Annotated in this window: 16 protein-coding genes; 12 read left to right on the plus strand and 4 right to left on the minus strand. The window is 62.7% G+C overall.

The annotated features are described in order from the left end of the window. Positions 1 to 8 precede the first annotated feature (8 nt). Positions 9 to 542 (minus strand): type VI secretion system contractile sheath small subunit, encoded by a 534-nt coding sequence (tssB, locus tag RS897_RS30590; RefSeq protein ID WP_315832423.1) that lies wholly within the window; start codon positions 540 to 542, stop codon positions 9 to 11. A gap of 133 nt (positions 543 to 675) precedes the next feature. After that, positions 676 to 1,989, minus strand: coding sequence for a type VI secretion system protein TssA (locus RS897_RS30595; RefSeq protein WP_315832424.1), 1,314 nt, complete (start codon positions 1,987 to 1,989; stop codon positions 676 to 678). 374 nt (positions 1,990 to 2,363) lie between these two features. On the opposite strand from RS897_RS30595, the gene RS897_RS30600 reads away from it, so the two are divergent. The 9 genes from RS897_RS30600 to RS897_RS30640 all read left to right on the plus strand — a co-directional run bounded on the left by RS897_RS30600 (position 2,364) and on the right by RS897_RS30640 (position 16,206). After that, positions 2,364 to 4,247 (plus strand): type VI secretion system Vgr family protein, encoded by a 1,884-nt coding sequence (locus tag RS897_RS30600; RefSeq protein WP_315832425.1) that lies wholly within the window; start codon positions 2,364 to 2,366, stop codon positions 4,245 to 4,247. Between the two features lie 36 nt (positions 4,248 to 4,283). Continuing rightward, positions 4,284 to 4,823 carry a DUF6931 family protein gene (locus RS897_RS30605; RefSeq protein WP_315832426.1) on the plus strand — a complete coding sequence of 180 codons (540 nt, stop codon included), beginning with the start codon at positions 4,284 to 4,286 and terminating at the stop codon, positions 4,821 to 4,823. Positions 4,824 to 4,835: 12 nt separating this feature from the next. Beyond that, positions 4,836 to 6,251 (plus strand): type VI secretion system-associated FHA domain protein TagH, encoded by a 1,416-nt coding sequence (gene tagH / locus RS897_RS30610; protein ID WP_315832427.1) that lies wholly within the window; start codon positions 4,836 to 4,838, stop codon positions 6,249 to 6,251. A gap of 56 nt (positions 6,252 to 6,307) precedes the next feature. Next, the gene (tssK, locus tag RS897_RS30615) at positions 6,308 to 7,645 is read left to right on the plus strand and encodes a type VI secretion system baseplate subunit TssK (RefSeq protein ID WP_315832428.1); all 1,338 of its coding nucleotides are present in this window, start codon (positions 6,308 to 6,310) and stop codon (positions 7,643 to 7,645) included. 125 nt (positions 7,646 to 7,770) lie between these two features. After that, positions 7,771 to 9,228 carry a type VI secretion system protein TssL, long form gene (gene tssL, locus RS897_RS30620; RefSeq protein ID WP_315832429.1) on the plus strand — a complete coding sequence of 486 codons (1,458 nt, stop codon included), beginning with the start codon at positions 7,771 to 7,773 and terminating at the stop codon, positions 9,226 to 9,228. 64 nt (positions 9,229 to 9,292) lie between these two features. Beyond that, on the plus strand, positions 9,293 to 12,838 hold the full coding sequence (gene tssM / locus RS897_RS30625; RefSeq protein ID WP_315832430.1) for a type VI secretion system membrane subunit TssM: 3,546 nt from the start codon (positions 9,293 to 9,295) through the stop codon (positions 12,836 to 12,838). Continuing rightward, positions 12,835 to 13,533: a type VI secretion system-associated protein TagF gene (gene tagF, locus RS897_RS30630; RefSeq protein ID WP_315832431.1), complete on the plus strand. Its 699-nt coding sequence runs from the start codon at positions 12,835 to 12,837 to the stop codon at positions 13,531 to 13,533. Before tssM ends, tagF begins: the two co-directional genes overlap by 4 nt. A 49-nt stretch (positions 13,534 to 13,582) precedes the next feature. Continuing rightward, positions 13,583 to 14,353, plus strand: coding sequence for a PP2C family protein-serine/threonine phosphatase (locus RS897_RS30635; protein ID WP_407654350.1), 771 nt, complete (start codon positions 13,583 to 13,585; stop codon positions 14,351 to 14,353). After that, complete coding sequence (locus RS897_RS30640; protein WP_315832433.1) at positions 14,350 to 16,206, plus strand: serine/threonine-protein kinase; 1,857 nt, start codon at positions 14,350 to 14,352, stop codon at positions 16,204 to 16,206. The genes RS897_RS30635 and RS897_RS30640 overlap by 4 nt, the downstream gene beginning before the upstream one ends. Positions 16,207 to 16,264: 58 nt before the next feature. Here RS897_RS30640 and RS897_RS30645 read toward each other — a convergent pair whose 3' ends face one another. Both RS897_RS30645 and RS897_RS30650 read right to left on the minus strand, forming a co-directional pair. After that, positions 16,265 to 17,278 carry a DUF4424 domain-containing protein gene (locus tag RS897_RS30645; RefSeq protein ID WP_315832434.1) on the minus strand — a complete coding sequence of 338 codons (1,014 nt, stop codon included), beginning with the start codon at positions 17,276 to 17,278 and terminating at the stop codon, positions 16,265 to 16,267. A gap of 54 nt (positions 17,279 to 17,332) precedes the next feature. Beyond that, complete coding sequence (locus RS897_RS30650) at positions 17,333 to 17,614, minus strand: hypothetical protein (protein WP_315832435.1); 282 nt, start codon at positions 17,612 to 17,614, stop codon at positions 17,333 to 17,335. 162 nt (positions 17,615 to 17,776) lie between these two features. Here RS897_RS30650 and RS897_RS30655 point away from each other — a divergent pair, with 162 nt between their 5' ends. From RS897_RS30655 to RS897_RS30665, 3 genes are all read left to right on the plus strand, one after another. After that, positions 17,777 to 19,507 carry a hypothetical protein gene (locus RS897_RS30655; protein WP_315832436.1) on the plus strand — a complete coding sequence of 577 codons (1,731 nt, stop codon included), beginning with the start codon at positions 17,777 to 17,779 and terminating at the stop codon, positions 19,505 to 19,507. An 88-nt stretch (positions 19,508 to 19,595) separates the two neighbouring features. Beyond that, positions 19,596 to 21,332 carry a caspase family protein gene (locus RS897_RS30660; RefSeq protein WP_315832437.1) on the plus strand — a complete coding sequence of 579 codons (1,737 nt, stop codon included), beginning with the start codon at positions 19,596 to 19,598 and terminating at the stop codon, positions 21,330 to 21,332. 20 nt (positions 21,333 to 21,352) lie between these two features. Beyond that, complete coding sequence (locus RS897_RS30665; RefSeq protein ID WP_315832438.1) at positions 21,353 to 21,913, plus strand: DUF4384 domain-containing protein; 561 nt, start codon at positions 21,353 to 21,355, stop codon at positions 21,911 to 21,913. Positions 21,914 to 21,931 lie beyond the last annotated feature (18 nt).

Below are 21,931 nucleotides of genomic sequence, written 5' to 3' on the forward strand. Positions count from 1 at the left end.
TTCCTTATTTATTGTTCGGGATCTTGGTCGGTCGGCTGAGTTGCCGCCCGTTCCTGCAGCGATGCCATCAATTGCGGATCATTGAGAAGTTTTTTCAGCTGATCCTCTGCGGCAACCTTGCCGTCCATGTAGCGCAGCAGGTTTGCCAGCTGCTCGCGCGCTTCCAGGAGCTTCGCGGTCGCCGGAACCTGGCGGGCAATGGCGACCGGCGTGAGGTCGGCCATCTTCTCGAACCGCAGATTGACCGAGAGCTTTTCGCTTTCGCCTGATTCGTCGCCAAGCTTGTTGGCGACCCGCATCGTGACGCCAGGCTGGATCGCCGCCATGCGGTTGTCGAAATTGTCCATGTCGAAGTCGAGAAATTTTCGCTCCTCGACCTTGCCCTTCTCGACACCGGAATTGTTGCCCGACAGGTCGGAGAGGACGCCCATGACAAACGGCAGCTCAATCAGCCGCTCGGCGTCATAGGGATCTTCATAGGTGATGTGAACGCGTGGTGCGCGATTGCGCCGGATGAATTTTTGTCCGCTGTCAGTGGCCATGATCCGCCCTCGTCATGAAAAATGCATATCGAAGCAGAAGTTGCCGCAACACGAAAAGAAGGCATTCAGGCTTGCGGCGAAGCGACTTCCGTCTGTTCTCGTTAGTCAACGCGTCTTCAATTCCGGTTCAAAACTACTTGTCGATTGTTTTGAGCGCGCCTTCGGGAAGCACGTCGTGCAGCAGGCTGAGGAAGTCCCGCTGTGCCATGTCGCGTGCGCGGTCGATCAGGAAGGGGATCGGACTTGAGGGCTCCGACACTCTGAAAAAATTTGCGACCTGGCCCAGCAAAGCGAGCGTCTGTCCGCGGCTTTCGACAGAGAAAACAATGCTTTGAGTCTCTGTGTCGTCCGCCGGCGCCCCGTTTGTGGTCAGCAATGTCGCCATTCGTTCGATCGGCAGATCGAAGAACTTGTCCCGCCCGATATTGATGGCGGCGGTTTCGACATACGCCGGAACCAGCATCCGCATCACCTCGATGAAGGACTTTCCAACCATCTCCTGCGCTTGTCGAATGAGAAGCAGGGAGGGATTTGAGGGTTCGGAACGGGCGAAGTAATCGCCGGCCGCGGCGAGGGCGGCGGCGGCCATCGCCGTCGACGTGACGGTCTGGTTCGCGGCGGCAAGCGTCGGCTCGCCGTCTCCGGTCTCCTCGGTTCCCGCGGCACTGACGATCGCGCTCGGATCGCGGTCCTTGACCAGACCGGCGAGCCAGGTTGCGATCCCGCCAGCCATGGTTGAGAGCCGCTCGAAACTCGGCGCCGATCCCGCGTCTGGCTTGTCCAGCCAGGCAGCCTTGATCGCCGCTATGGCGGCGGTCAGTTCCGCAAACCGCGCGCTGATGGCCTTGAGTGCCTCGAGGTCGGCCTCGCTGATAATCCGCTCGACTGTCGCCAGGTCCAGGTCGTCTGTCTCGTCGCCACTTGGCGGAATCTCGCCCTTGGCGATCTGGTAGGCGCGATAATTGACCGTGCCGAAACGGCGGTTTTCGATCAGCGGCAGAAACTGCAGTGGATTGATTACGGTGGGAAACACGTCGATCGATTCAACGGTGACCAGGCGAAAGGAAAAATCACCGTCTTCGCTGCGAGGGTGTACCGTTTCCCACTGTTCCCGAATAAGAAAAGCAATTGTTTTCAGGTATTTAGTGAAGCCCGCAAGATCCCGATTGAGGATTGAGAACTTCGCCAGCAGGATGGTCAGGCGCAGGTCGCGGGTGCGCGCGAGCAGCGGTTGGGCTGTGGCAAATTGCGCGTCGAAATCGACGGCTTTGGGATCAAACCGGCCGCGCACACCGTTCGCATTGACGACGTCGAAGTAGGACATCGGCAGGAGCGGTTCGGCGGCGGCGAAGAAGTTGAGGTACTGGATGTCGCCAGCGGCATCGAGATCGGGACCGCTGGGGTCGTCGCCGGACACAGGCTGCGTCAGGGCTTCGAGATCGAGCATGCTATGCCGTCCAGTCTCTGAAGCGCATCCGGTACCGGTGTGCCCCGCGGTTAAGTATCCGGCAGCACGGCAATGAACAACCCGGCAAATGACGGGGGCCTGCGCGTTCGGCAGTCCAGGTCGTTGATAATTCAGCGATCATGATACTTCTTAGTGAACCGACAAGCCCTTAGGTTCGACCAAATCGATGACCCGGACAGGTTTTTGGTCGTGCGCACGTGCGAACGTACATCCAGAGCCGGCTGGGTTGGTATCCGCCGATCGGTGGTCGTGACAGGCTGGCGATTGCCCGAATATGCTGCGCTGCGACCCCACTTCACACCCGCTACGCCGTTACCCGCACATGACGGTCTGCAATGGAGCACGACGCTCACATGGGCGAACTTAAGCAGGATACCCGGCTTTGCGAGCTGACCACCCCTCTCGGCAAGGATGTTCTCGTCTTTGCCCGGCTCGATGCATCGGAAGGATTGAGCGAGCTGTTCGAGTTCCGCATCGAATGCCTGAGCGAACAGGCCGACATCAATTTCGACGACGCGATCGGCAAACAATGCACCCTCAAGGTGAAGCTGCACGGCAAGGAACGTGAGTTCAGCGGCATCCTGGTGGAAGCCCAGTGGCTGGGACTGAAGGGCGGCTATTACGACTACCGGATCGTGCTCAAGCCATGGCTGTGGCTGCTGTCGCGCACCACCGACTGTCGCATCTGGCAGGACAAGAAGGCGCCCGACATCATCAAGGAAGTCTTCAAGGATCGCGGCTTCAACGACTTCGAGTCCAAACTGACGGAAGAGGGCTCCTGTCCCAAGCTTGAATACTGCGTTCAGTACCGGGAGACCGACCTGAATTTCGTGTGCCGCCTTATGGAGCAGCACGGCATCTATTATTTTTTCAAGCACGAGGGTGGCAAGCACACCCTGGTGTTGGCTGACTCCAAATCGTCACATCAGCCGATCAGCGGTCTTGCCAAGATTCCCTACCTGCCGCTGACCGGCAGCGATCGCCGCGGGGAACAGCATATCTATGACTGGATCGCGGAACGCCGCTTCCGGACCGGCAAGATCGAGCTCAATGACTACAATTACCAGAAGCCGAATGCCAAAATGATCAGCGATGCGAAGGGCTCGGAGAGCTACACGCATTCGGAGATGGAGATCTACGATTATCCCGGCAAGTACAAGGAAAAGTCCGACGGCGAGCGGTATGCCAAGATTCAGTTGCAGTCCGAGCAGGCGATGGACCATCGCCGGCACGGCAATGGCGATGCGATCAGCCTGTTTCCCGGCGGGCTGACCAAGCTCGAGAAGCACCTGAAGGATTCGCAAAACATCGAGTACCTGGTGGTGCGGTCGACCCATTCGTTTGTGAACGAGACCTATCGTACCGGCGGCGCCGGTGATGGCGGCCAGCATGTCTATTTCGGCAGCTTTGAATTCCTGCCGAGTGACCGGCCATTCCGCGCTCCGCTCGTGACGCCCAAACCGCGGATCAACGGCGTCCAGACGGCGAAGGTCGTCACCAAGGACGACAACTCCAATGAGGAAATCGACGTCGAAGAGCTTGGCGAGATCTATGTCCGGTTTTTCTGGGATCGAAAGAAGAAGCGATCCTGCCGGCTGCGGGTGGCGCAGGTGTGGTCCGGCAAGCGCTGGGGCGGTCAGATCATACCGCGCGTCGGCCAGGAGGTGGTGGTCGAATTCCTGGAAGGCGATCCGGACCGGCCGCTGGTGATCGGCACCGTCTACAACGACGAATACAAGCTGCCCTACGACCTGCCGTCGAAGAAGACCATCGCAGGGTTGAAGTCCGACTCCACCAAGGGCGGCAGCGGTTACAACGAATGGAACTTCGAGGACAAGAAGGGCTCCGAGAAGATCACCATCCACGCCGAGAAAGATCACGACGTCACGGTCCGCGACACAGAGACGCGGACCATCGGCGACAAGGCGATGGGCGGCGACACCCGCAAGACCACCCTCAAGAACGGTAACGACAAACTCGACATCAATCTGGGCGGCCAGCATATCACGATGACCATGGATCAGACGGTCGACGCTGGAATAAGCATTTCGCTCACGGCCAATGTGATGATCAAGTTCCAGGTCGGTGCCAGCTCGATCACGCTGACGCCTGCGGCCATCCTGATCAATGCCCCGATCATCACCGCCACGGCAACGGGGCCGATGGCGCTGACGGGGGCGCCGGTCAATGTGGGCGTGCCGGTGATGGTGCATGTGCCGATTCCGTTGCCGGTTTAGCTGGGACACGCAATGATCCAGGTTCGCTTCAATACGGTGCAGGATCTGTTCGAGGCCTATCCGATGGCCAAACACGAAGTCGGCCCGGCGGAGTCCGGCTTGCCGTCGCTGGATTTTCTGCGGGCGGCGATCAGCAAACGCGACTGGTCCTCGGCGGTGTCATTTTGCGCCTATCTGCTTCCCAGACGGGTGGCGGTGGCGTGGGGATGCCGGGCGCTGCGACAGATGGTGGATCGCTTCGACCCCGGGGCGGACAGGGCGATCAGATTTGCGGAAGCCTGGGTCGAAGAGCCGGATGAGAGCCGTCGCAGCAAGGCGCTCGCGGCCGGCAATGCCGGCGACTACAACTCGCCCGCAACCTGGCTCGCTTTTGCCGCGGGCTTCTCCGGAGGAAGCATCCTTCCGCCCGAATATGATCCGGTCGAGGCCAAGCCCGAGCAAACGGCAAAGGCGGTTCGTGCCGCCATTCTCATTGCCCTGTGCGGGCTGGCCCGCGACTCCCGGGACCGAATAATGACGACGTGCCTGGAGGATGGTATTCAGTTGGCTCGCGGAGAGCCGCGTTCGCCGCGATAGTGAGATGACGTGATGGCGCTCCGTCTCAACATCGAAAACGAGCCGAACCTGCCCGACGGGGGGCCCGTCGTCTTTACGGTCGCGGGCAAACGCTCGGTCGACATTGGCCGGGACCGGCATCTCGATTGGACGCTGCCGGATCCGGCGCGGATGATTTCGGGCAAGCACTGCGAGGTTCACTACCGCGACGGCGGCTACTGGCTGCACGACGTGTCGACCAACGGCACCTTCCTCAACGGCGCCGATCAGCGGATGCGAGGACCGCATCGGCTGCGCAGCGGCGACCGGGTCGTGATCGGTCACTATATCATCGGTGTGAGCCTCGATGCCGACGACGGCATAGTGGCCGATGCCGGTCCGGTACAGGTCCCAGCGCCGATGTCGCAGCAGCATGCGGATTATCGCGAATTGTGGACCAGCGACCGCGAGGCACCGCCGCCGATCGATCCGCAGCACCTGAAGATCGCACGAGAGGCTGCGCGGCCGATCAATCCGGAATTCCTGGATTGGGCCGCCAGCGTTCCCGAGCCGGATGCGCAGCGTGTGCGCCGGCCCTCGCAGCATGCCGCGAACAACAGCCATGATCATGGCGACATGAGCTGGGCGAACGGTTCGATCGCAGTTCCGCAAGCCGCGGTTGAAGCGCCGCCGATCCCCACACCGCGCCGTCCGGTCTGGACCGACGACGATGCCGGCTGGCAAGACGAGCGCGTCTCAGCACCGTCGGCGCCGGCTCCGGTTGAGCCAGCGCGTCCGCCGGTCGACGCACCGCCGCCCGCCGCCGCGCCTTATCGGGCGCCCGCGGCCGTGAGCGCGCCGGCAGCAAGCGGGGCCGGGGACACCGGCGGATTTTCCCGGCAGGTCGCCAGGGCCGCGGGACTGCCGGAGACTTTTTTTGCGAACAAGACCGACGCCGAACTCGCCGAGCAGCTCGGCGGCATTCTGCGCATGACGGTCGAAAGCCTGATGGCGCTGCTGCAGGCCCGGCATCAGGCCAAACAGATGGCGCGCAGCACCAATCAGACTACGATCCAGGCGGTCGAAAACAATCCGCTGAAATTTTCGCCGACGCCGGAAGAGGCGATGCGCATCCTGTTCGGACCGGCGACCCGCAGTTACCTGGATGCGCACAGCGCTTTCGCGCAAGGTTTTGGCGACTTAAAGTCACATCAGCTCAAAACTTATATGGCGATGCAGCATGCCGTTGGCGAGCTGGTTGCCAGCATCGATCCGACACTGATGGCGCGTGAACTCGAACTGCAGCGCGGGGCGGGGTCCTGGCTCGGATCGAACAAGGGGAAACTCTGGGACGCATTGCTGTTGCGCTGGAAGGCATCTCTCGGTCGGGACAACAGCGCGCCGATTGATGCTTTCATGCTGCACTTTGCCGATTATTACGATCGCGCCGACAAGGGCGATAAAAAATAGACTTCTACGGTCGTCGGTTTCGGCGATCGCGACATGATTTCTGAGTGGATGGTGGAATGTCCTGGTACAGCAAGGTTTTCTGGTCTGAAGGTCTGTTTCTGCGGCCGCATCATCTGCAGCAGAACGATCGGTATATCGAGCATCTGCTCGAGAAACGCGTGCGTTACATCACTCCGTATCCATGGGGATTCGCCGAACTCGAGATCGACACCGATCTGACGCAGCAGAGCAAGTTCGCCGTGCGCCGTGCCGCCGGCGTGATGCCGGATGGCACGCCGTTCGATATTCCGTCCGACAGCCCGATCCCGGACGCGATCGACATTCCGGAGTCGGCGGCGGGCCAGATCGTCTGGCTGATGATGCCGGTGGCGGCGCCGAACACCCGTGAGGTTGACGAGGCGAGTGCCGACAGCGCCAGCCGCTACGTGCGCGGCGCCGAGACGTTCATCGACTCGACCTCGTCGCTGCGCGTCGAGGAAGAAATCGACATCGTCTATCCGCGGCTGTCGTTCGAGCTGCGCAAGACCAGCAAGCCCGGATACATGGGCGTCGGGATCGCACGGATCCTCGAGGTCCGCGACAAGAACGTACTGTTCGACGACAAGTTCGTGCCACCGTTGCTGGCCTGCGCGGCGCATCCATCGACCGACGGGTGGCTGAACCGGATCATCGGCTGGATCGAAACCAAGCTGGACGAACTGTCGCGTTATGCAGTCGATCCGTCCTCCGGCGGGGGACTTCAGAGCGTCGATTACTTCGTGCTGCAGCTTCTCAATCGCCAGATTCCGGTGCTGCTCCACTTCCAGCGCTCCGGTTATGTGCATCCGGAGCGGCTTTATCAGGAACTGCTGAGGCTGGCCGGGGAGCTTGCGACCTTTGCCACCGCCGAGCGCCGGGCTCGCGATTATCCGGCCTATGACCATGACGATCTGGAGAATGTGTTCACGCCGCTGGTGCGCGATATCCAGGATTTCCTCAGTGCACGGCTGGGACGCCGCGCAATCCGTCTCGAAATCATCGAGCGGGCGCAGAACGCTTTCGTGTCGCCGATCCGCGACCGGTCGCTGTTCCGCAATGCAACGCTGGTGCTCGAAGTTGCGGCGCGGCGGCCGCTGGTCGAAATCCAGAACGATTTCCCGCACCTGTTCAAGGTCGGGCCGAACACCAAGATGAACGAAATCGTTCATGCCAACCTGCCGGGCCTGACGCTGGTCCACCTGCCGACGCCGCCGCCGCATATCCGCGCCATCACCGATCACGTGTATTTCTATCTGGATCGCAAGTCGCCGCTGTGGCCCGACTTCAGCAATGCCGCGTCGATCGGAATGCACTTTTCGGGAGACTGGCCGGAGCTTGAACTTCACCTCTGGGCTATTCTGGAAGATCGGCCATGAACGACAAGGACAAACCGGTAAATCCTTTTGGCCGAGGCGAGCGGACCATCATCCGTCCGAATCCCGGCGGGAGGTTGCCGTCGAGTCCCGTCCCAAATCCGGTGCCCAATCCCGTCCCAAATCCAATGCCGAATCCAACGCCGGCTGCGAACCCGTATCCGTCGCCCGGTGAGCCGTCCCAGCCGGCGCCCCGTCCGGCGTTTTCGCCGACACCGCTGCCGACGCCGGGCGCACCACAGCCGGCCGCTTATTCTCCGGTGCCGCAGCCGCCGGGTTACGCCGCCGCGCCGACCAGCCAGGCGCCTGAGGAATGGATATCGACACCGAAGCAGCAGCCGCTGCCGCAGTTTGCCCCGGCCGGGCCGCAACTGCGTGTCGACGAACTGGTGGCGCCCAACGCCAACCCGATCATGCGGGCGGCGGGGCCGCTGCTGCAACTGCTTGGGCGGCTGCGCGTGGCGTTGATGCGGGCGCCGTTCGCGACCCTGATGGAGCAGGTCGCCGACGCGGTGAAGTTCTTCGAAACCGATATTCGCTCGGCGGGTATTTCCGAGCATCAGGCCAACACCGCGAAATACATTCTGTGCGCGACCGCCGACGACATCGTGCAGCACATCCCGACCGAGGACCGCCACGTCTGGACCCAGTACTCAATGCTGAGCCGGTTCTTTGGCGAGCGGGTCGGCGGCGTGCGTTTCTTCGAGATCCTCGATCACCTCAAAGCCGATCCGATGGTCAACTATCCGGTGCTCGAGCTGCAGCACGCCTGCCTGGCGCTCGGGTTCCAGGGCATGCACCGGGCCTCGGGCAGCGGCCTGGCGAACCTGCAGATGATCCAGCGCAATCTCTACGAGACGTTGCGCCGGGTTCGTCCCAAGGTCATGAGCGACCTGTCGCCGAACTGGCGCGGGCAGGCGCTGGCCAACCGCCGGCAGCGCATCCGGATGCCGGTGTGGATGGTCGCCGCGGTGGTCGCGGCGCTTTTGACCGGTGGCTATTTCACGCTGCGGTCCTTGCTCTCGGGCCGCTCGGAAAATGCCGCCGAAGTGGCGCTGGCGCTGCATCCCGGCGATCCGATCGAGCTGAAGCGCCGCATCATCGCGCCGCCGCCGCCACCGCCACCGCCGCCACCTCCGGATCGCATCACCCAGTTGCAGCGCATCCGCAACGCGTTGGCGCTGGAGAAGACCGCGTGCGTTATGACCGCCGACCAGACCGCGAGTTTCATCGTGATCCGGGTCTGTGACTTCGCCTTGTTTGCGCCGGCGCAAGCGACGGTGCTGGAAGCCTTCAAGCCGGTAGCCTCCCGTGTGGCGGCCACCCTCGACAGGGAGCCGGGCAAGATCAAGATCGTCGGCCATACCGACAGCTCACCGATCCGCAGCTCGCGCTTCGCCTCGAATTTCGAACTCTCCGTCGAGCGCGCCAAGGCTGTCGCCGGGGTGCTGAAGCCCGGGCTGACCGATTTCACCCGCGTCGAGATCGAAGGCAAGGGGCCGGATGCGCCGATTGCGGCCAATTCGACACCGGAGGGACGCGCCAAGAACCGGCGTGTCGAGATCTTCATCGAACGCAGTGAATAGCACGACGACTGAGCGATCGATAAACAACGACTGATTTGGCAGACTGACAGCGGATACCGGCAAGATGCTTCGGAAGGAAATTACCCGTACGATTCTTTACGGCATCGGGCTGGGATCGCTGGCGTCAGTGATCTATCTCGCCGGTCCATTCATTGCATTCGGCGACTGGCGGCCACTGGAAAACTACACCATCCGCGCCGTCGTTATTCTGCTGCTGGTTGCCGGTGCCGGCAGCTTCGGCGGATTCAACTTCTATCGACGGCGCAAGGGCGCGCAGCAGATCGCCGACGGCATCGCCGGCACGGGTGAGCCGACCAGCGACGAGCCGGTGCTCAAGGACCGCATGAAGGATGCGCTCGCGACCCTGAAGACGTCGAGCGGCAACAAATCAGGCTATCTCTACGATCTGCCCTGGTATGTCATCATCGGACCGCCCGGCGCGGGCAAGACCACGGCGCTGGTGAATTCCGGGCTGAAGTTCCCGCTGGCGCGGGGCGCGACGCCGGCGGCGATCGCCGGGGTCGGCGGCACCCGCTACTGCGACTGGTGGTTTACCGAAGAGGCGGTGCTGATCGACACCGCGGGGCGCTATACGACCCAGGATTCCGACAGCAAGGCCGACAAGGAGAGCTGGTTCTCCTTCCTCGACCTGCTGAAGAAAAACCGCTCGCGCCAGCCGATCAACGGCGTTCTGGTAGCGATCAGCATCGAAGACATTCTGACGCTGCCGAAGCCGGAACTGGCCGCGCATGCGGAAGCAATCCGCATGCGGCTGCTCGAACTGCACCAGCGGCTGAAGGTGAGTTTCCCGGTCTATGCGCTGTTCACCAAGGCCGACCTAGTTGCGGGCTTTACCGAGTACTTCAGTTATCTCAACGAGACCGGCCGACGCCAGGTTTGGGGCGCGACGTTCCAGACCGCGGACAAGAAACAGAACCTAGTCGGGCAGATTCCCGACCAGTTCGATCATCTGCTGGAACGTCTCAGCGAGGAGACGCTCGACCGCCTGCAGGACGAGCCGGCGCCGCAGCATCGGGTGCAGCTGTTCGGATTCCCGGCACAGATGGCGCGACTGAAGCCGCAGATCCATGATTTTCTGAACCAGATTTTTGAGCCGACCCGCTACCACGTCAATGCCAATCTGCGTGGTTTCTACTTCACATCCGGCACCCAGCAGGGCACGCCGATCGATCAGTTGATCGGATCGCTGGCGCGGACGTTCGGCGCGGAAGAGGTCAGCGCTGGCGGTTATTCCGGATCTGGCAAGAGCTTCTTCCTGACCGATCTGATTTCGAAGGTGATCATTGGCGAGGCCGACTGGGTTTCGACCGATCGGGGCGCGGTGCGCCGTGCGCTGATCATCAAGACCGCGGCGCTATCGCTGATCGGGCTGGTCTCAGTCGGATTGATCGTTGCCTGGCTGACCAGCTTCAAAAAGAATTCCGACCTGATCGAGCAGAGCCTGCAGGTCGACGGCGATTATGCGGCCGCCGGTGCGCCGCTGATCAAGCAGACCCTGATCGCGGATCGCGAGCTCGACAAGGTTCTGCCCTTGCTGCATCGGCTGCGCAACGCGCCCGCTGGATATGCGTCGCGCGAAACCCCGGTGCCGCTGTCGGCGCGCTATGGGCTGAACCAGCAGCCGCGATTGCTGTCGGCCTCGAATGCCGCCTATCACACGGCGCTGGAGCGGCTGTTCCGTCCGCGGCTGCTGTATCGTCTCGAAGAACAGCTCAATGCCAGGCTCACCGAGCCGGCCTTTGTCTATGAGGGCTTGAAGATCTACCTGATGCTCGGCGGACAGCATCCGCCGGAGCGTGAGCTGATCCGGTCCTGGATGCAGCGCGACTGGGCCGACAATCTCTATCCCGGCGCCACCAACGCAGAGGGACGCCGCCTGCTGGAGGAGCACCTGGTCGCGATGTTCGACCTGGAGACCGAGCAGCCGCCGCTGGTCGAACTCGACGGTCGCCTGGTCCAGGAAGCGCAGAAATCGCTGGCCCGGCTCAGCGTGTCGCAGCGCGCCTATGAGTTCCTGAAATCGGAAGCCCGCGCCGCGAGTTCCGGCGACTGGATCGTCAGCCGCAGGGGCGGGCCGGATGTCGCTGTTGTGTTCGAGACCACGAACGGACAGCCGCTGGATGCGGTGCGCATCCCCGCCTTCTTCACCTACAACGGTTTCCATCAGCAGTTCGTGGGGCGGTTGAGCGGGCTGGCGGATCGCATGAAGAACGAGCGCTGGGTGCTGGGCGACGCCGGTCAGCAGGCCGCGGTCGGGCAGCAGTACGACGATCTCGCCAACGATTTGCTGAACGTTTATTCGAACGAATTCGTGGTCGCCTGGCGCAATGCGCTTGGAAACCTGCGGCTGAAGAAGCTCCTGGCCGACAAGCCGAAGTACGAGGTGCTGCGCGCGCTGTCGGCGCCGACATCGCCGATGCGGCAGATCCTGGAATCGATCCGCGACGAAACCCTGCTGACCAAGGAACGGCAGAAGCCGGCGAACGCCGCCGCCAGCCCCGCCGGGGTGCCGGCCATCCCGTCGCCGACGCTGTTCACCAATGCGCAGGACGGACCGCCCGGCGCGAAAATCGAGTCCCAGTTCAAGCCGTATCATTCCGTGCTCGAGGGTGACAGCACGCGGCGTCCGATCGATTCCACCATCGCCAACCTGAACGACATTGCGCAGAACCTGACGCTGATGATCGAGAATCCGCAGCTGACGGCGCAGGCGACGCAGTCCCTGCAGACCCAGGTCGCGGCGCTGCGCAACAATGCGTCGCGAATGCCGCCGCCGTTCTCCGACATGATGCGCGCCGCCGCCGGTGAATTCGAAGGCAACATCGCGGCCTCGACGGCAGGACAGTTGTTGCAGACCCTGCGCGATCAGGTCACGCCGGTGTGCCAACAAACCGTGACCAACCGCTACCCCTTCGTCCGCGGCAGTGCCCAGGAGGTGCCGCTTGCGGATTTCGCCAAATTGTTCAGCCCGAACGGCATCATGGACAAGTTCTTCACCCAGTCGCTGGCGCCTTATGCGGACACCTCGCGGCCGGAGTGGGTGTGGCGCAAGGAGAGCCCGGTCGCTCGCTCGCTGTCTCCGGACACGCTGAAACAGTTCCAGAACGCCGCCTATATCCGCGATGCTTTCTTCCAGACCGGCGGCGGGGTCCCGATGGTGACCTTGTCGATCAAGCCGCCGGGTGCCGGTGCGCCCGGGGTCTCGATCAAGACCGAAATCGGCGGCACGGTGATCGACAGCCCGACAACACCGGGGGCGGCAGCTCCTCCGATGTTCGGCGCACCGCCGCCGCCGCCGCCATCCCCCAAAAGCGATGCGCCGACCACAGTACAGTGGCCAGGACCATCGACGCGGACAGCGATTTCGGTGAGCAACGAAACCGGGCCGCCGTCGGTGCTGGAACGGACCGGGCCGTGGTCGTTGTTCCGGATGCTTGAGGCGGGCTCGCTGACGGCCAAAGCCGAGACCGCCAGCGCGACCTTCATCGTTGCCGGGCGCGAGCTCAATTACCGGATTTCGACCGGGTCGGTTCGCAACCCGCTCAACCTGGTGACGCTCCGGGAATTCCGCTGCCCGACCGGAATATGACCATGCGCTGTGGCCTGTTCGGAAAACTGAGTGCCAAGCGCGATTTCATCGCGCTGGCGACACCGCGGAGCCTCCTCGAGGTTTGGGAGCCGTGGGTGCAGGCATCCTTGTCGGCGAGCCGCCATCAACTCGTTGACCGCTGGCAGCAGGCGTTTCTCACCGCGCCGGTGTGGCGGTTCTGGCTCGGCGCCGGGATCTGCGGAACCCCGATTGCGGGCGCGATCATGCCTTCGCTCGATGGTGTCGGCCGATACTATCCACTCACAGTGCATGCGGTAGCGGACGCCGGCGTGCCGATCGCGCCGCCCGATGTCGATATCCAGGACGACTGGTTCGGTATTGCCGAGAACTTCCTGCTGTCGACGCTGGACCGCGACGCTACGTTCGAGGCGATCTCGCAAGCCCTGGAGGGCCTGGCGACGCCGCGGGTGCAGACGCAACAAGCCGGCGAGGGCGAGGCCGTGATTGTCGCACTCGGCGACGACATGGCGGGGATGATGTCGGTCGGCAACACCTTCGCCGCGTCGTTCGCGAGCCTGCGCGCGGCACGCCCGGACATCTATGCGGCGGCGAGTTTCTGGTGGACGACCGGTGGCGGCGATTTTCCGCCGCTCGCGCTGAGTTGTCGCGGGTTGCCGGACCCCTTCCAGTATTCCACATTGTTGACCGGACAGCTCGCGGGGAGCGGGACGTGACACGTGCATTGAACAGCGATGCAAAATTCAAATGCAAGAATTGACGTCCATGTTTGATGTCGGCAGCGTGACCCATGCCGGCCGAGTGCGGGAGCGCAACGAGGATTCGTGCCTGGTGCGCACCAATGTCGGCCTCTGGGCGGTGGCCGATGGCATGGGCGGCCATGAGGCCGGCGACGTGGCAAGCCGGATCGTGGTCCAGTCGCTGGATGCCATTGGCGAACCGGCCTCGGCCGCCGATCTGCTGGCCCAGTGCGAGAACCAGATCTTCAACGCCAATCAGCAGATCTTGGCGCTGAGCCGCACGCGCCGTGGTGCTGTGATCGGCACCACGGCAGCGGTCCTGCTGATCCGCGACGAGCATTATGCCTGTGTCTGGGCGGGTGACAGCCGGGTGTACCTGATCAAGCAGGCGGCGATCAGCCAGATTTCCCGCGACCACACTGAAGTTGAGGATCTGGTGGCCGGCGGGACGCTGTCGCGCGACGAGGTGCGCAACTGGCCCAACAATGTCATCACCCGCGCTGTCGGCGTGGCGAAAGACCCGGAGCTGGAGGTTGTGATCGGCCCCGCCGAGCCCGGCGACATCTTCGTGGTCTGCAGCGATGGCCTGACCAAGCATCTGCAGGATGAGGAAATCCTGCAATGGGTGACGACACGCCACGCCCAGGCGTCCTGCGACGCGATGCTTGAACTGGCGCTGGAGCGGGGAGGTCTGGACAACGTCACGATCATCGTCGTTCGGCTGCAGCCGCCGGTGCGGACCTCATCGGAGCCGACGCAATCGCCCTTTACCGGCCGGCCGGAGCTGAGGTCATGAGCCCGAACGAGCCATTCCGGTCGAGCTATCGCGGCGTCCCAGCGGGGACGCGCCTCAACGGCATCTACGAGATCGACGAGATGATCGGTGCCGGCGGTATGGGCGAAGTCTACAAGTGCCGCGAAATCCAGACCGGCGCGCCCATCGCGATCAAGATGCTGCTGCCGGACATGGCGGAGAACGAAGCCGCGCTGGCGTTGTTCCGGCGCGAAGCGGCTGCGCTGCATAACCTGCCGCACGAGGCCATTGTCCGTTACTTCCTGTTCACGGTCGAGCCGGTTCTGCAGCGTCCGTATCTGGCGATGGAGTTCGTCGATGGACGTTCCCTGTCAGATATCCTGGCGGAAGGCCCGCTGACGTTCGAGGCGATGGTCAAGCTGATGCGACGTGTCGCGTCGGGGCTGCAGGCCGCTCACGAGCGCGGGATCATTCATCGCGACGTGTCGCCTGACAACATCATCATTCCCCTGGGCGACGTGACGCGCGCCAAGATTATCGATTTCGGCATCGCGCGCTCGACCCAGGTGGGCGACAAGACGATCATCGGCAACGGATTCGCCGGCAAGGACAATTACGTTTCTCCCGAGCAGGTTGGCCTGTTCAACAACGATGTCACAGCGAAATCCGATATCTACAGTCTCGGCCTGGTGCTGTTCCACGTTCTGACCGGACAGAAGCTCGACATGGGCGGAAGCCAGTATCAGCTGGTGGAAAAGCGCCGGCGTGTGCCCGATCTCGGAGCGATCGACATGCGCATCCGGCCGTTGCTGGAGCAGATGCTGCAGCCCGATCCGGCGCAGCGGCCGGCGTCGATGGCCGACATCGCCAACTGGACCATTGGCAGTCCGCGCAGCTTCAATCCAATGGCGGCTCCCGACGCCGCGGCGGCTCAGCCAGCTGCGCCATCCCAGCCGGTTCTTGCGCGCATTCTCGGCAATCGTGGCGTCCGGCTTGGCGCAGCAGTCGTCGGTGTCGCGGCCCTGCTGGGGCTAGGCGGCTACGGATTTTACGAGTTTGTCTGGTCGACACCGCCGGCTGCGATTCCGCCGCCATCGCCGGTGTTTGGCCAGACCACGCCGCCGGCCAAGACCGACACCAAATCCGACACGACCAAGACTGCAACCAAGTCCGATGGCAAATCTGACGCCAAGTCCGAAACCAAGCCGGAGACCAAGTCCAACCCGGCCGTGGTGAAGTCGCCACCACCGGTCACGCCACCGAGCGGCGATCTGGCCGGTCGTCCCGATCGCATCCGCAAATATGTCGAGCAGTACGATGGCGGCGACTGCTTCTTCATCCTGCCGGTGGCAGTGACGCAGAGCGCGGCGGTGATCGAAGGATTCGGTGCATCGACGGTGCCGTTCGATACGTTCGATCGGGCTTTCAAGCGCGATCAGGGGTTTGAGGCGACCGTCGGCGTTCGGCAGGTGACGCAGGCCCAGTGCCCGGCGGTCAAGTTTCTGAGTCAGCTCGGCAGCCAGGCCAGGGCCCCTCGGATCAATCTGACCTCGACCGAACTCAAGAGCGGTGAAACGCTGAATGGCACCATCGAAAATTTCGCCAACCGCGTTGTCGAGCTGTTGCTGGTGTCGGATCGGGGCGAGGTGCAGAGCCTGTCGTATCTTTTGAAACAGGGGACGGATTCGCTGTCGTTTTCGATCGGCGGACAGCGCGGGGGCAGCGGCAGTGGTCCGCAGCTCCTGATGGCGGTGACCACGCCGCGGGTACTGGATTCCCTGCGGCAGCCACGGCCGCTCGCGGCCGACATGTTTTTCCTGCAGGCCTTGAGCGAGGCCCAGCGCAACAACGTGACCATGGCGACGTCGGCGCGGTATTTCCAGATCAAGAACTGAGAACGGTTCAGGATACGCCGAATATCCGGCAGGATCGCACGAGCCACGATGCCGATCGTCAGAATTTGCCGATGATCAGGATATTCAGGTCGCGATCGGGTTTGAAATCGGCGGCCGTGAATTCAGTGGCCGCCGGAGAGGCAGCTTTCAGCGGGCCGGCACAGAAGCTGATCAGGCGATCGCCGCCGCCTGCATCGATGGTCAATTTGAAAGACTTGATCGGGCCGGCCCAGTTGGCGCCGGTCTTCAGCACGTAGCTGATGCGCCGTTCCTGCAGCATCGCGACATTGCCTTCGCCGGTTCCGGCGCGCTTGTCGAGCTCGGCCAGGAAGGCATCGGAAATGCAGTAGTCCTTGCGATAGCGTTTGATCTCCGAAGCCAAGCCTTGGCTGCCGCGGAGCGGGGCGCGCAGGATGGTGTCGGGCGCGGAGCCGACGCTTGGATGGTACTGGTGCTCGACCACGGTCTTGCGATCCGCCGGAAAGGTTTGCTGGCGGACGGCGGACGTCTTGGTGGTCCAGGCGGCCGCGTATTGCTCGTGACCTTTTTGGTCGAGATTTCCGTTCGGCAACACCAGCTTCTCGGCCAGCAGTTGGCTGCGGGCGGCGGCCGGCAGGTTGTCGAGCGGAATTTCGAGGTCTCCGACGGGCAGCAGCGACAGCTTGAGCTGGTTGAGCAGAGTGGTGAAGTCCTTGTCGCCGACCATCGCCCGCTGATCCATGGTGAACTGGACCGGACTGCCGTCGACTTTGGTTTCAAAGCCGACAAAGTTGGTTCGATCGTTGCTCGGCAACACCAGGCTGTCCGCGTCGGTAAGATCGATGTCGGGCAGCGGGAAGGCCACCGTCAGCGTGACGGGCTTGCCGGAGGTATTGGCGAACAGGTAACGGACGCTCACACGATCGAGGGAGATGCGCAGATCCTCGCTCTCCATCGCAACGTCTTTGGTCTGAACGAACTGCAGGCCGCCGATCGAGAGTTCAGCGCTGGAATCGTTGGCGCAGGCCGGCGCCGTGGCTGCCAGCAAGGTTGCTGCCGTGACGATAAAATGGCGATATTTCAATGTCTTCATGGCGCTTCCTTCCGTGCCGCAGCGCGATGGTCCTAAGCGGACGCAGCGACCAGATCAATCTACCGGATGATAGAGATCGCCCCAGTCCGGTTTCCACACGCCATCGGGATCGAACACTACGATGGCGGTCTTCATCTGATTGGCCAGACGAATGGCGCCGCGATAGGCGTCCTGGGCCGGAAGCGGGGAGGTGATCTGGTCCGTGCTCAGCCGGCCACCGCTGGCAGTGGCTGGGAACACCACCGACCCGGTTTCCCCGTCGCTCGCGCGCTTGAGGACCAGCGTGATCGCGTCGGGCTGGACCTCGTTGACCTGTTCAAATCGATTTTTCGCCATGGTTTTTGCACCGCAAGGCTCTGGGGTTTAGAATATCGCCGGTCCCGGTGATACTATTGAACTTTAGCGAGATACCTCGCCACTAATCAGGTGCCGCGCCTTCGCGCTGCATGGATTAGTCGATCCGACACCAAAATTGGTTCGGATATCATTGAGGCGAACATGCTTCGTCAAAATTGGTTGGCCTGGACGCTTCTGCTTGGATGTGCCGGCATTGTTACAAGCCCGGCACTCGCCGACGACGTCGTGGTCCGGACGTTCTCCAGCGGAACGACAGCGAACACGGTCGGCATTGTCGATGCCAGTGAAGACGTTGAACTCGCAGGCCCCCAGGCGTTGACCTCCGACGGCCAGGGCAGCCTGTTCCTGCTTGACCAGATCAACGGACGGATCCTGCAATTCGATCCCAAGCAGCCGACCAACGAGCCTGATGTCCTGAGCATGCCCGCCGACGTCCAGCCGACCGACCTGATCGTCCGCAACGACAGCATCATGGTCTGGGACGGTTCGGTCCGGACGCTGAAGGCGGCCGGCGACACCTCGACCCGCAGCATTGGCGGCAAGACTATTCAGCTCGAGGAAGTCACGACGCGCGACGTGGGAGATCCGTTCGCCACGTCGGCGTTCTCGCAAATGGGATCGCAGCCGCCGAGCAGCGCCGCCGAATTACTCGATCAGGGCACCCGCGCCGCCATCGTCAAGACCACCCGGCAGCCCGATCGCCAGTACGTGTCATCCCGTGGCAAGGGATCGGTGACCGCCGACGTTCTCCCCGACAAGGGCGACAACAGCGTCCGTGTCGAAGTGCGCACCATGACCACCGATGAGACGATCGCCCAGCTCGAGCTGAAAGTACGCAACCAGCTTGGGACGGTGGAGTTTCTCGAGATCGACAACAGCGACCGGTTCTACGTGCTGGGTGAGGATATTTCCAAGTCGACGAAAGGCGCCATCACCTTCGTTGCGCGATATGCGGCCAACGGCAAGCTCGAGGGTGTCTACGAACTGCCGCTGGAGAACACGCCGCTGACGCGGCGCTTCGTCACCATCTCTGGTGACGGCGACGTTTATTTCCTGCGGACCAAGGACGACGGCGTCGACGTGGTGGGGGTCGGTTTCCGTCCGCTGCGCAGTGCCTCGATCATCGATATTCGCCCCAAGAAGATCGCAACGAAGACGCCGTCGGCCACGCCGAGCGGAAAATTCAGCGCGGTTGCGGCGGTGCGGCCCTCGAACCGCCAGCAGGCGATCGAGACCGCTTTCGCTTTCGAGGGTATCCAGTGGAAACTGACGCCTGCGAATTACGGCGCCGATCCGGACAGCGCCTGCAGCGGTTTCAGCCGGATTCGGCGTCCCTGGTATTTGCAGGGCAAGGTCAATCAGGAGGTGCGCGGCGTGCCTTATTGCTGGGGCTGTCACGGTTCGCTGGCCAACTTCCGGCAGCGGATCGATGCCGGAACCATGGCCGGCAACGTCTGCACCCGCAACAATCCGCGAACCGATGTCGCCGGCGTCGACTGCTCGGCCTTCGTCAGCGCGACCTGGGGATTGTCGGTTCACTACACCACGGCGGCGATCCCGGCGATCGCCAAGCCGGTCGAGAATCCATGGGACCTGAAACCGGGAGACGCGCTGAACAAGCCGGGTTCCCATGTCATGCTGTTCCTGCGCTTCACGCCGGACCGCAAGGCCGAGGTGATGGAAGCGTCGACCGGCGGATGCAATGGGCGCGTGTGCCGCAATGTCTATCCGCTCGCCGGATTGCTGGCGCGGGGCTACGCACCGGTCCGCTTCAAGGCATTTGCCGATGACCAGATGGTGGTTTCGACCAATGCCTATCAAGATACCGGGCCGACCGGGCGCGCCAAGAAGCAGGGCAGTCAAAAACGGTGAACCTGCAAAGGCATGGGTGAGACTGATGGGTATCGAGCGACGATGGTTTGAATGCGTCGAGCAACGCAACTTGTTGAGGTGGTCGGCCATGCCCACGCTGGGGAAGGTGTTTCGAATTGCCGCGCTGGTTGCGGTTTCGGGTCTTGCCGCTCTGGGTCCGCGTGGCGCGCTGGCCGCCAGCGAATTCACCATCAACAATCCCGCCGGCGGCGAGGTGCGGGCCTTCGTGGTCGGGGTCGACGACTATCAGTATGTTCGCAAGCTGAAGGGGGCGGTGGCGGATGCCCGCGACCTGACATCGACGCTGAAGGAACTGGGCGTTCGCGACGTGATCTCGCTGATCGATGCCAAGGCCGACCGCGCGACGGTGGTGCGGGAGATCAGCGCGCTGGTCGAGCGGACCAAGCCCAACGACCTGATCTTCCTGTCGATCGCCGGACACGGCACCCAGGAGCCGGAGCGCATCAAGGGATCGGAACCTGACGGCATGGAGAATGTGTTCCTGCTGCCCGGTTTCGAGCCGACTGCAACCGGATCGCAGCAGCGCGTTCTCGGTGGCGAATTCAACCATTTCATCAAGCAGTTCGAATTGCGCGGGGCAAAGGTGATCTTTGTCGCCGATACCTGCCACGGCGGCGGCATGGCGCGGGACATCGATCCGCGCGCCAGTGAGATGAGTTTCCGCCAGGTTCCGAAGTACACGCTGCTGGTCGATACGCTGAAGCCGGTCGGCGACAAAAGCGATCCCCGGTCGGAGCTGGACTTCGACCACACCGCCTTTCTGGCGGCGGTCGATCGCAGCACAAAGGCGCCGGAGGTTCGCATCCCCGGTGTCGAGGGCCTGCGCGGCGCGCTGAGCTACGCCGTTGCCCGTGCGATGGAGGGAAGCGCGGACGCCAACCGTGACGGCAAGGTGACGCTCAAGGAACTGTTCGCCAACGTTCGCCAGGTGGTCTACCAGCTCTCCGACCAGCGCCAGAATGTGGTGACGATGTCGTCGCCGAACCTGTCGCCGGAGACCGACGTGGCTTTCGGGCTGACACGCGGGGTGGTGTTGATCCAGGGTGCCAATCCGTCGACCGACAGCGGCAAGAGCGTGGTGCCGGCGAACGTTCCGGCCACGGGAGCGCCGACCACCGCCACTGCGCCGGCGACGCCTTCGCCAGCCACCAGCAGCGCCACTGCATCGCCGCGGATCAGCACCCCGATCCGGCTGGCGGCGCTCGACGGAAAAACCAGTTATTTCCCCAATCTGAAATCGCGCGACACCGCGATCGAAGCGGTGCAGCCCACCGACAATCCCGACCTGATCTGGGATCCGACATCGCGCGATGTCATCGCCTGGGGTGATGTGATCGCTTACGGAGTCGATGTCGCTGATTTGTCGACGGTGGTGGACCGGACCGCGGCAATTCGCGAACTCAAGCGCATGGCGACGCAATCGCCGCAGCTGATGCGAGTCTCTCCGGACGACCGGCAGCACCGCAACGACCAGACCGTCGAGATCGATCTGTCCGACGTGGCGTCGCGGGCCGTGGTGCTGTTCAATGTATCCGGCGACGGCACCATCCAGATGCTGTATCCGATCGGCTCCGACGCGACACCGGCGCAGTCCGCCAACCTGAAGCTGCCGCTGCGTGTGCGCGAACCGTTTGGTGCGGAACAGATCGTCGCCGTGACGTCGCAGCAGCGAATGGTCGACCTGGAAAAGGTGTTGCTGCAGTTGAATCGCCGCCGTGCTCCCGGCCAGGTGATCAAGAGCCTGGAGCGCTATGCGCCGCCGGATGCCCGCATTGGATCGATCGGATTTTTCACCGTTCCCTAAGCTTTGTCGATGAGGCTGTGATGCGCTTGTTCCGGCCGGTTGGCGTTGTTTCATTCTGCCTGGCTGTGACGGCAAGTGCAGTCGCTTGGGCCCAGAATGCAAATCCGGCGAGCGTGACGCTGCGGATGATGCCGGAAAAGTCCGTTGATATCGGGACCAAGGTGTCGTTCCGCGTATCGACGAAAAAAGCCGGCTATCTCTTGTTGTTGGACGTCGATGCCGACGGCAAGATGTCGCAAATTTTCCCGAGCCCTGAATTGCTGGCGCGGTCCGCCGGCAAGGATATCAATTTCGTCAAGGCCGGGGATGAACTGCAGGTACCCACTGCCGCAGCCAAACAGCAGGGGTTCGAGTATGTCATCACGCCACCAACCGGCACCGCCACCGTTGTTGCCATCCTGAGCGAGCGGCGGGTGCAGATTCTGGACTTGCCCGACTTGCCGAAAAAGCTGCAGACACAGGCGGACGCCGTCACCTATTTGGCGACCTGGACCAGCGAGCTGCGGATTCCGGATTCGGACAGCGGAAAGCTGCTGCAGAACAGCTGGTCGTTCGACGTCAAGCAGTATTCGATCCAGTAAGTGAGGACATTCGGTGCG

It is taken from the genome of Bradyrhizobium prioriisuperbiae (genome assembly GCF_032397745.1).
In the GTDB taxonomy this organism is placed as follows: domain Bacteria; phylum Pseudomonadota; class Alphaproteobacteria; order Rhizobiales; family Xanthobacteraceae; genus Bradyrhizobium_A; species Bradyrhizobium_A prioriisuperbiae.

Excerpts from the sequence above, each read along its gene's own strand:
- RS897_RS30635 (WP_407654350.1), top strand. The coding sequence starts at position 13,583 with ATGTTTGATGTCGGCAGCGTGACCCATGCCGGCCGAGTGCGGGAGCGC.
- tssM (WP_315832430.1), top strand. The coding sequence starts at position 9,293 with ATGCTTCGGAAGGAAATTACCCGTACGATTCTTTACGGCATCGGGCTG.
- RS897_RS30665 (WP_315832438.1), top strand. The coding sequence starts at position 21,353 with ATGCGCTTGTTCCGGCCGGTTGGCGTTGTTTCATTCTGCCTGGCTGTG.
- tssB (WP_315832423.1), bottom strand. The coding sequence starts at position 542 with ATGGCCACTGACAGCGGACAAAAATTCATCCGGCGCAATCGCGCACCA.
- tssL (WP_315832429.1), top strand. The coding sequence starts at position 7,771 with ATGCCGAATCCAACGCCGGCTGCGAACCCGTATCCGTCGCCCGGTGAG.
- tagF (WP_315832431.1), top strand. The coding sequence starts at position 12,835 with ATGACCATGCGCTGTGGCCTGTTCGGAAAACTGAGTGCCAAGCGCGAT.
- tssK (WP_315832428.1), top strand. The coding sequence starts at position 6,308 with ATGTCCTGGTACAGCAAGGTTTTCTGGTCTGAAGGTCTGTTTCTGCGG.
- tagH (WP_315832427.1), top strand. The coding sequence starts at position 4,836 with ATGGCGCTCCGTCTCAACATCGAAAACGAGCCGAACCTGCCCGACGGG.
- RS897_RS30660 (WP_315832437.1), top strand. The coding sequence starts at position 19,596 with ATGCCCACGCTGGGGAAGGTGTTTCGAATTGCCGCGCTGGTTGCGGTT.
- RS897_RS30645 (WP_315832434.1), bottom strand. The coding sequence starts at position 17,278 with ATGAAGACATTGAAATATCGCCATTTTATCGTCACGGCAGCAACCTTG.
- RS897_RS30595 (WP_315832424.1), bottom strand. The coding sequence starts at position 1,989 with ATGCTCGATCTCGAAGCCCTGACGCAGCCTGTGTCCGGCGACGACCCC.
- RS897_RS30600 (WP_315832425.1), top strand. The coding sequence starts at position 2,364 with ATGGGCGAACTTAAGCAGGATACCCGGCTTTGCGAGCTGACCACCCCT.
- RS897_RS30650 (WP_315832435.1), bottom strand. The coding sequence starts at position 17,614 with ATGGCGAAAAATCGATTTGAACAGGTCAACGAGGTCCAGCCCGACGCG.
- RS897_RS30640 (WP_315832433.1), top strand. The coding sequence starts at position 14,350 with ATGAGCCCGAACGAGCCATTCCGGTCGAGCTATCGCGGCGTCCCAGCG.
- RS897_RS30655 (WP_315832436.1), top strand. The coding sequence starts at position 17,777 with ATGCTTCGTCAAAATTGGTTGGCCTGGACGCTTCTGCTTGGATGTGCC.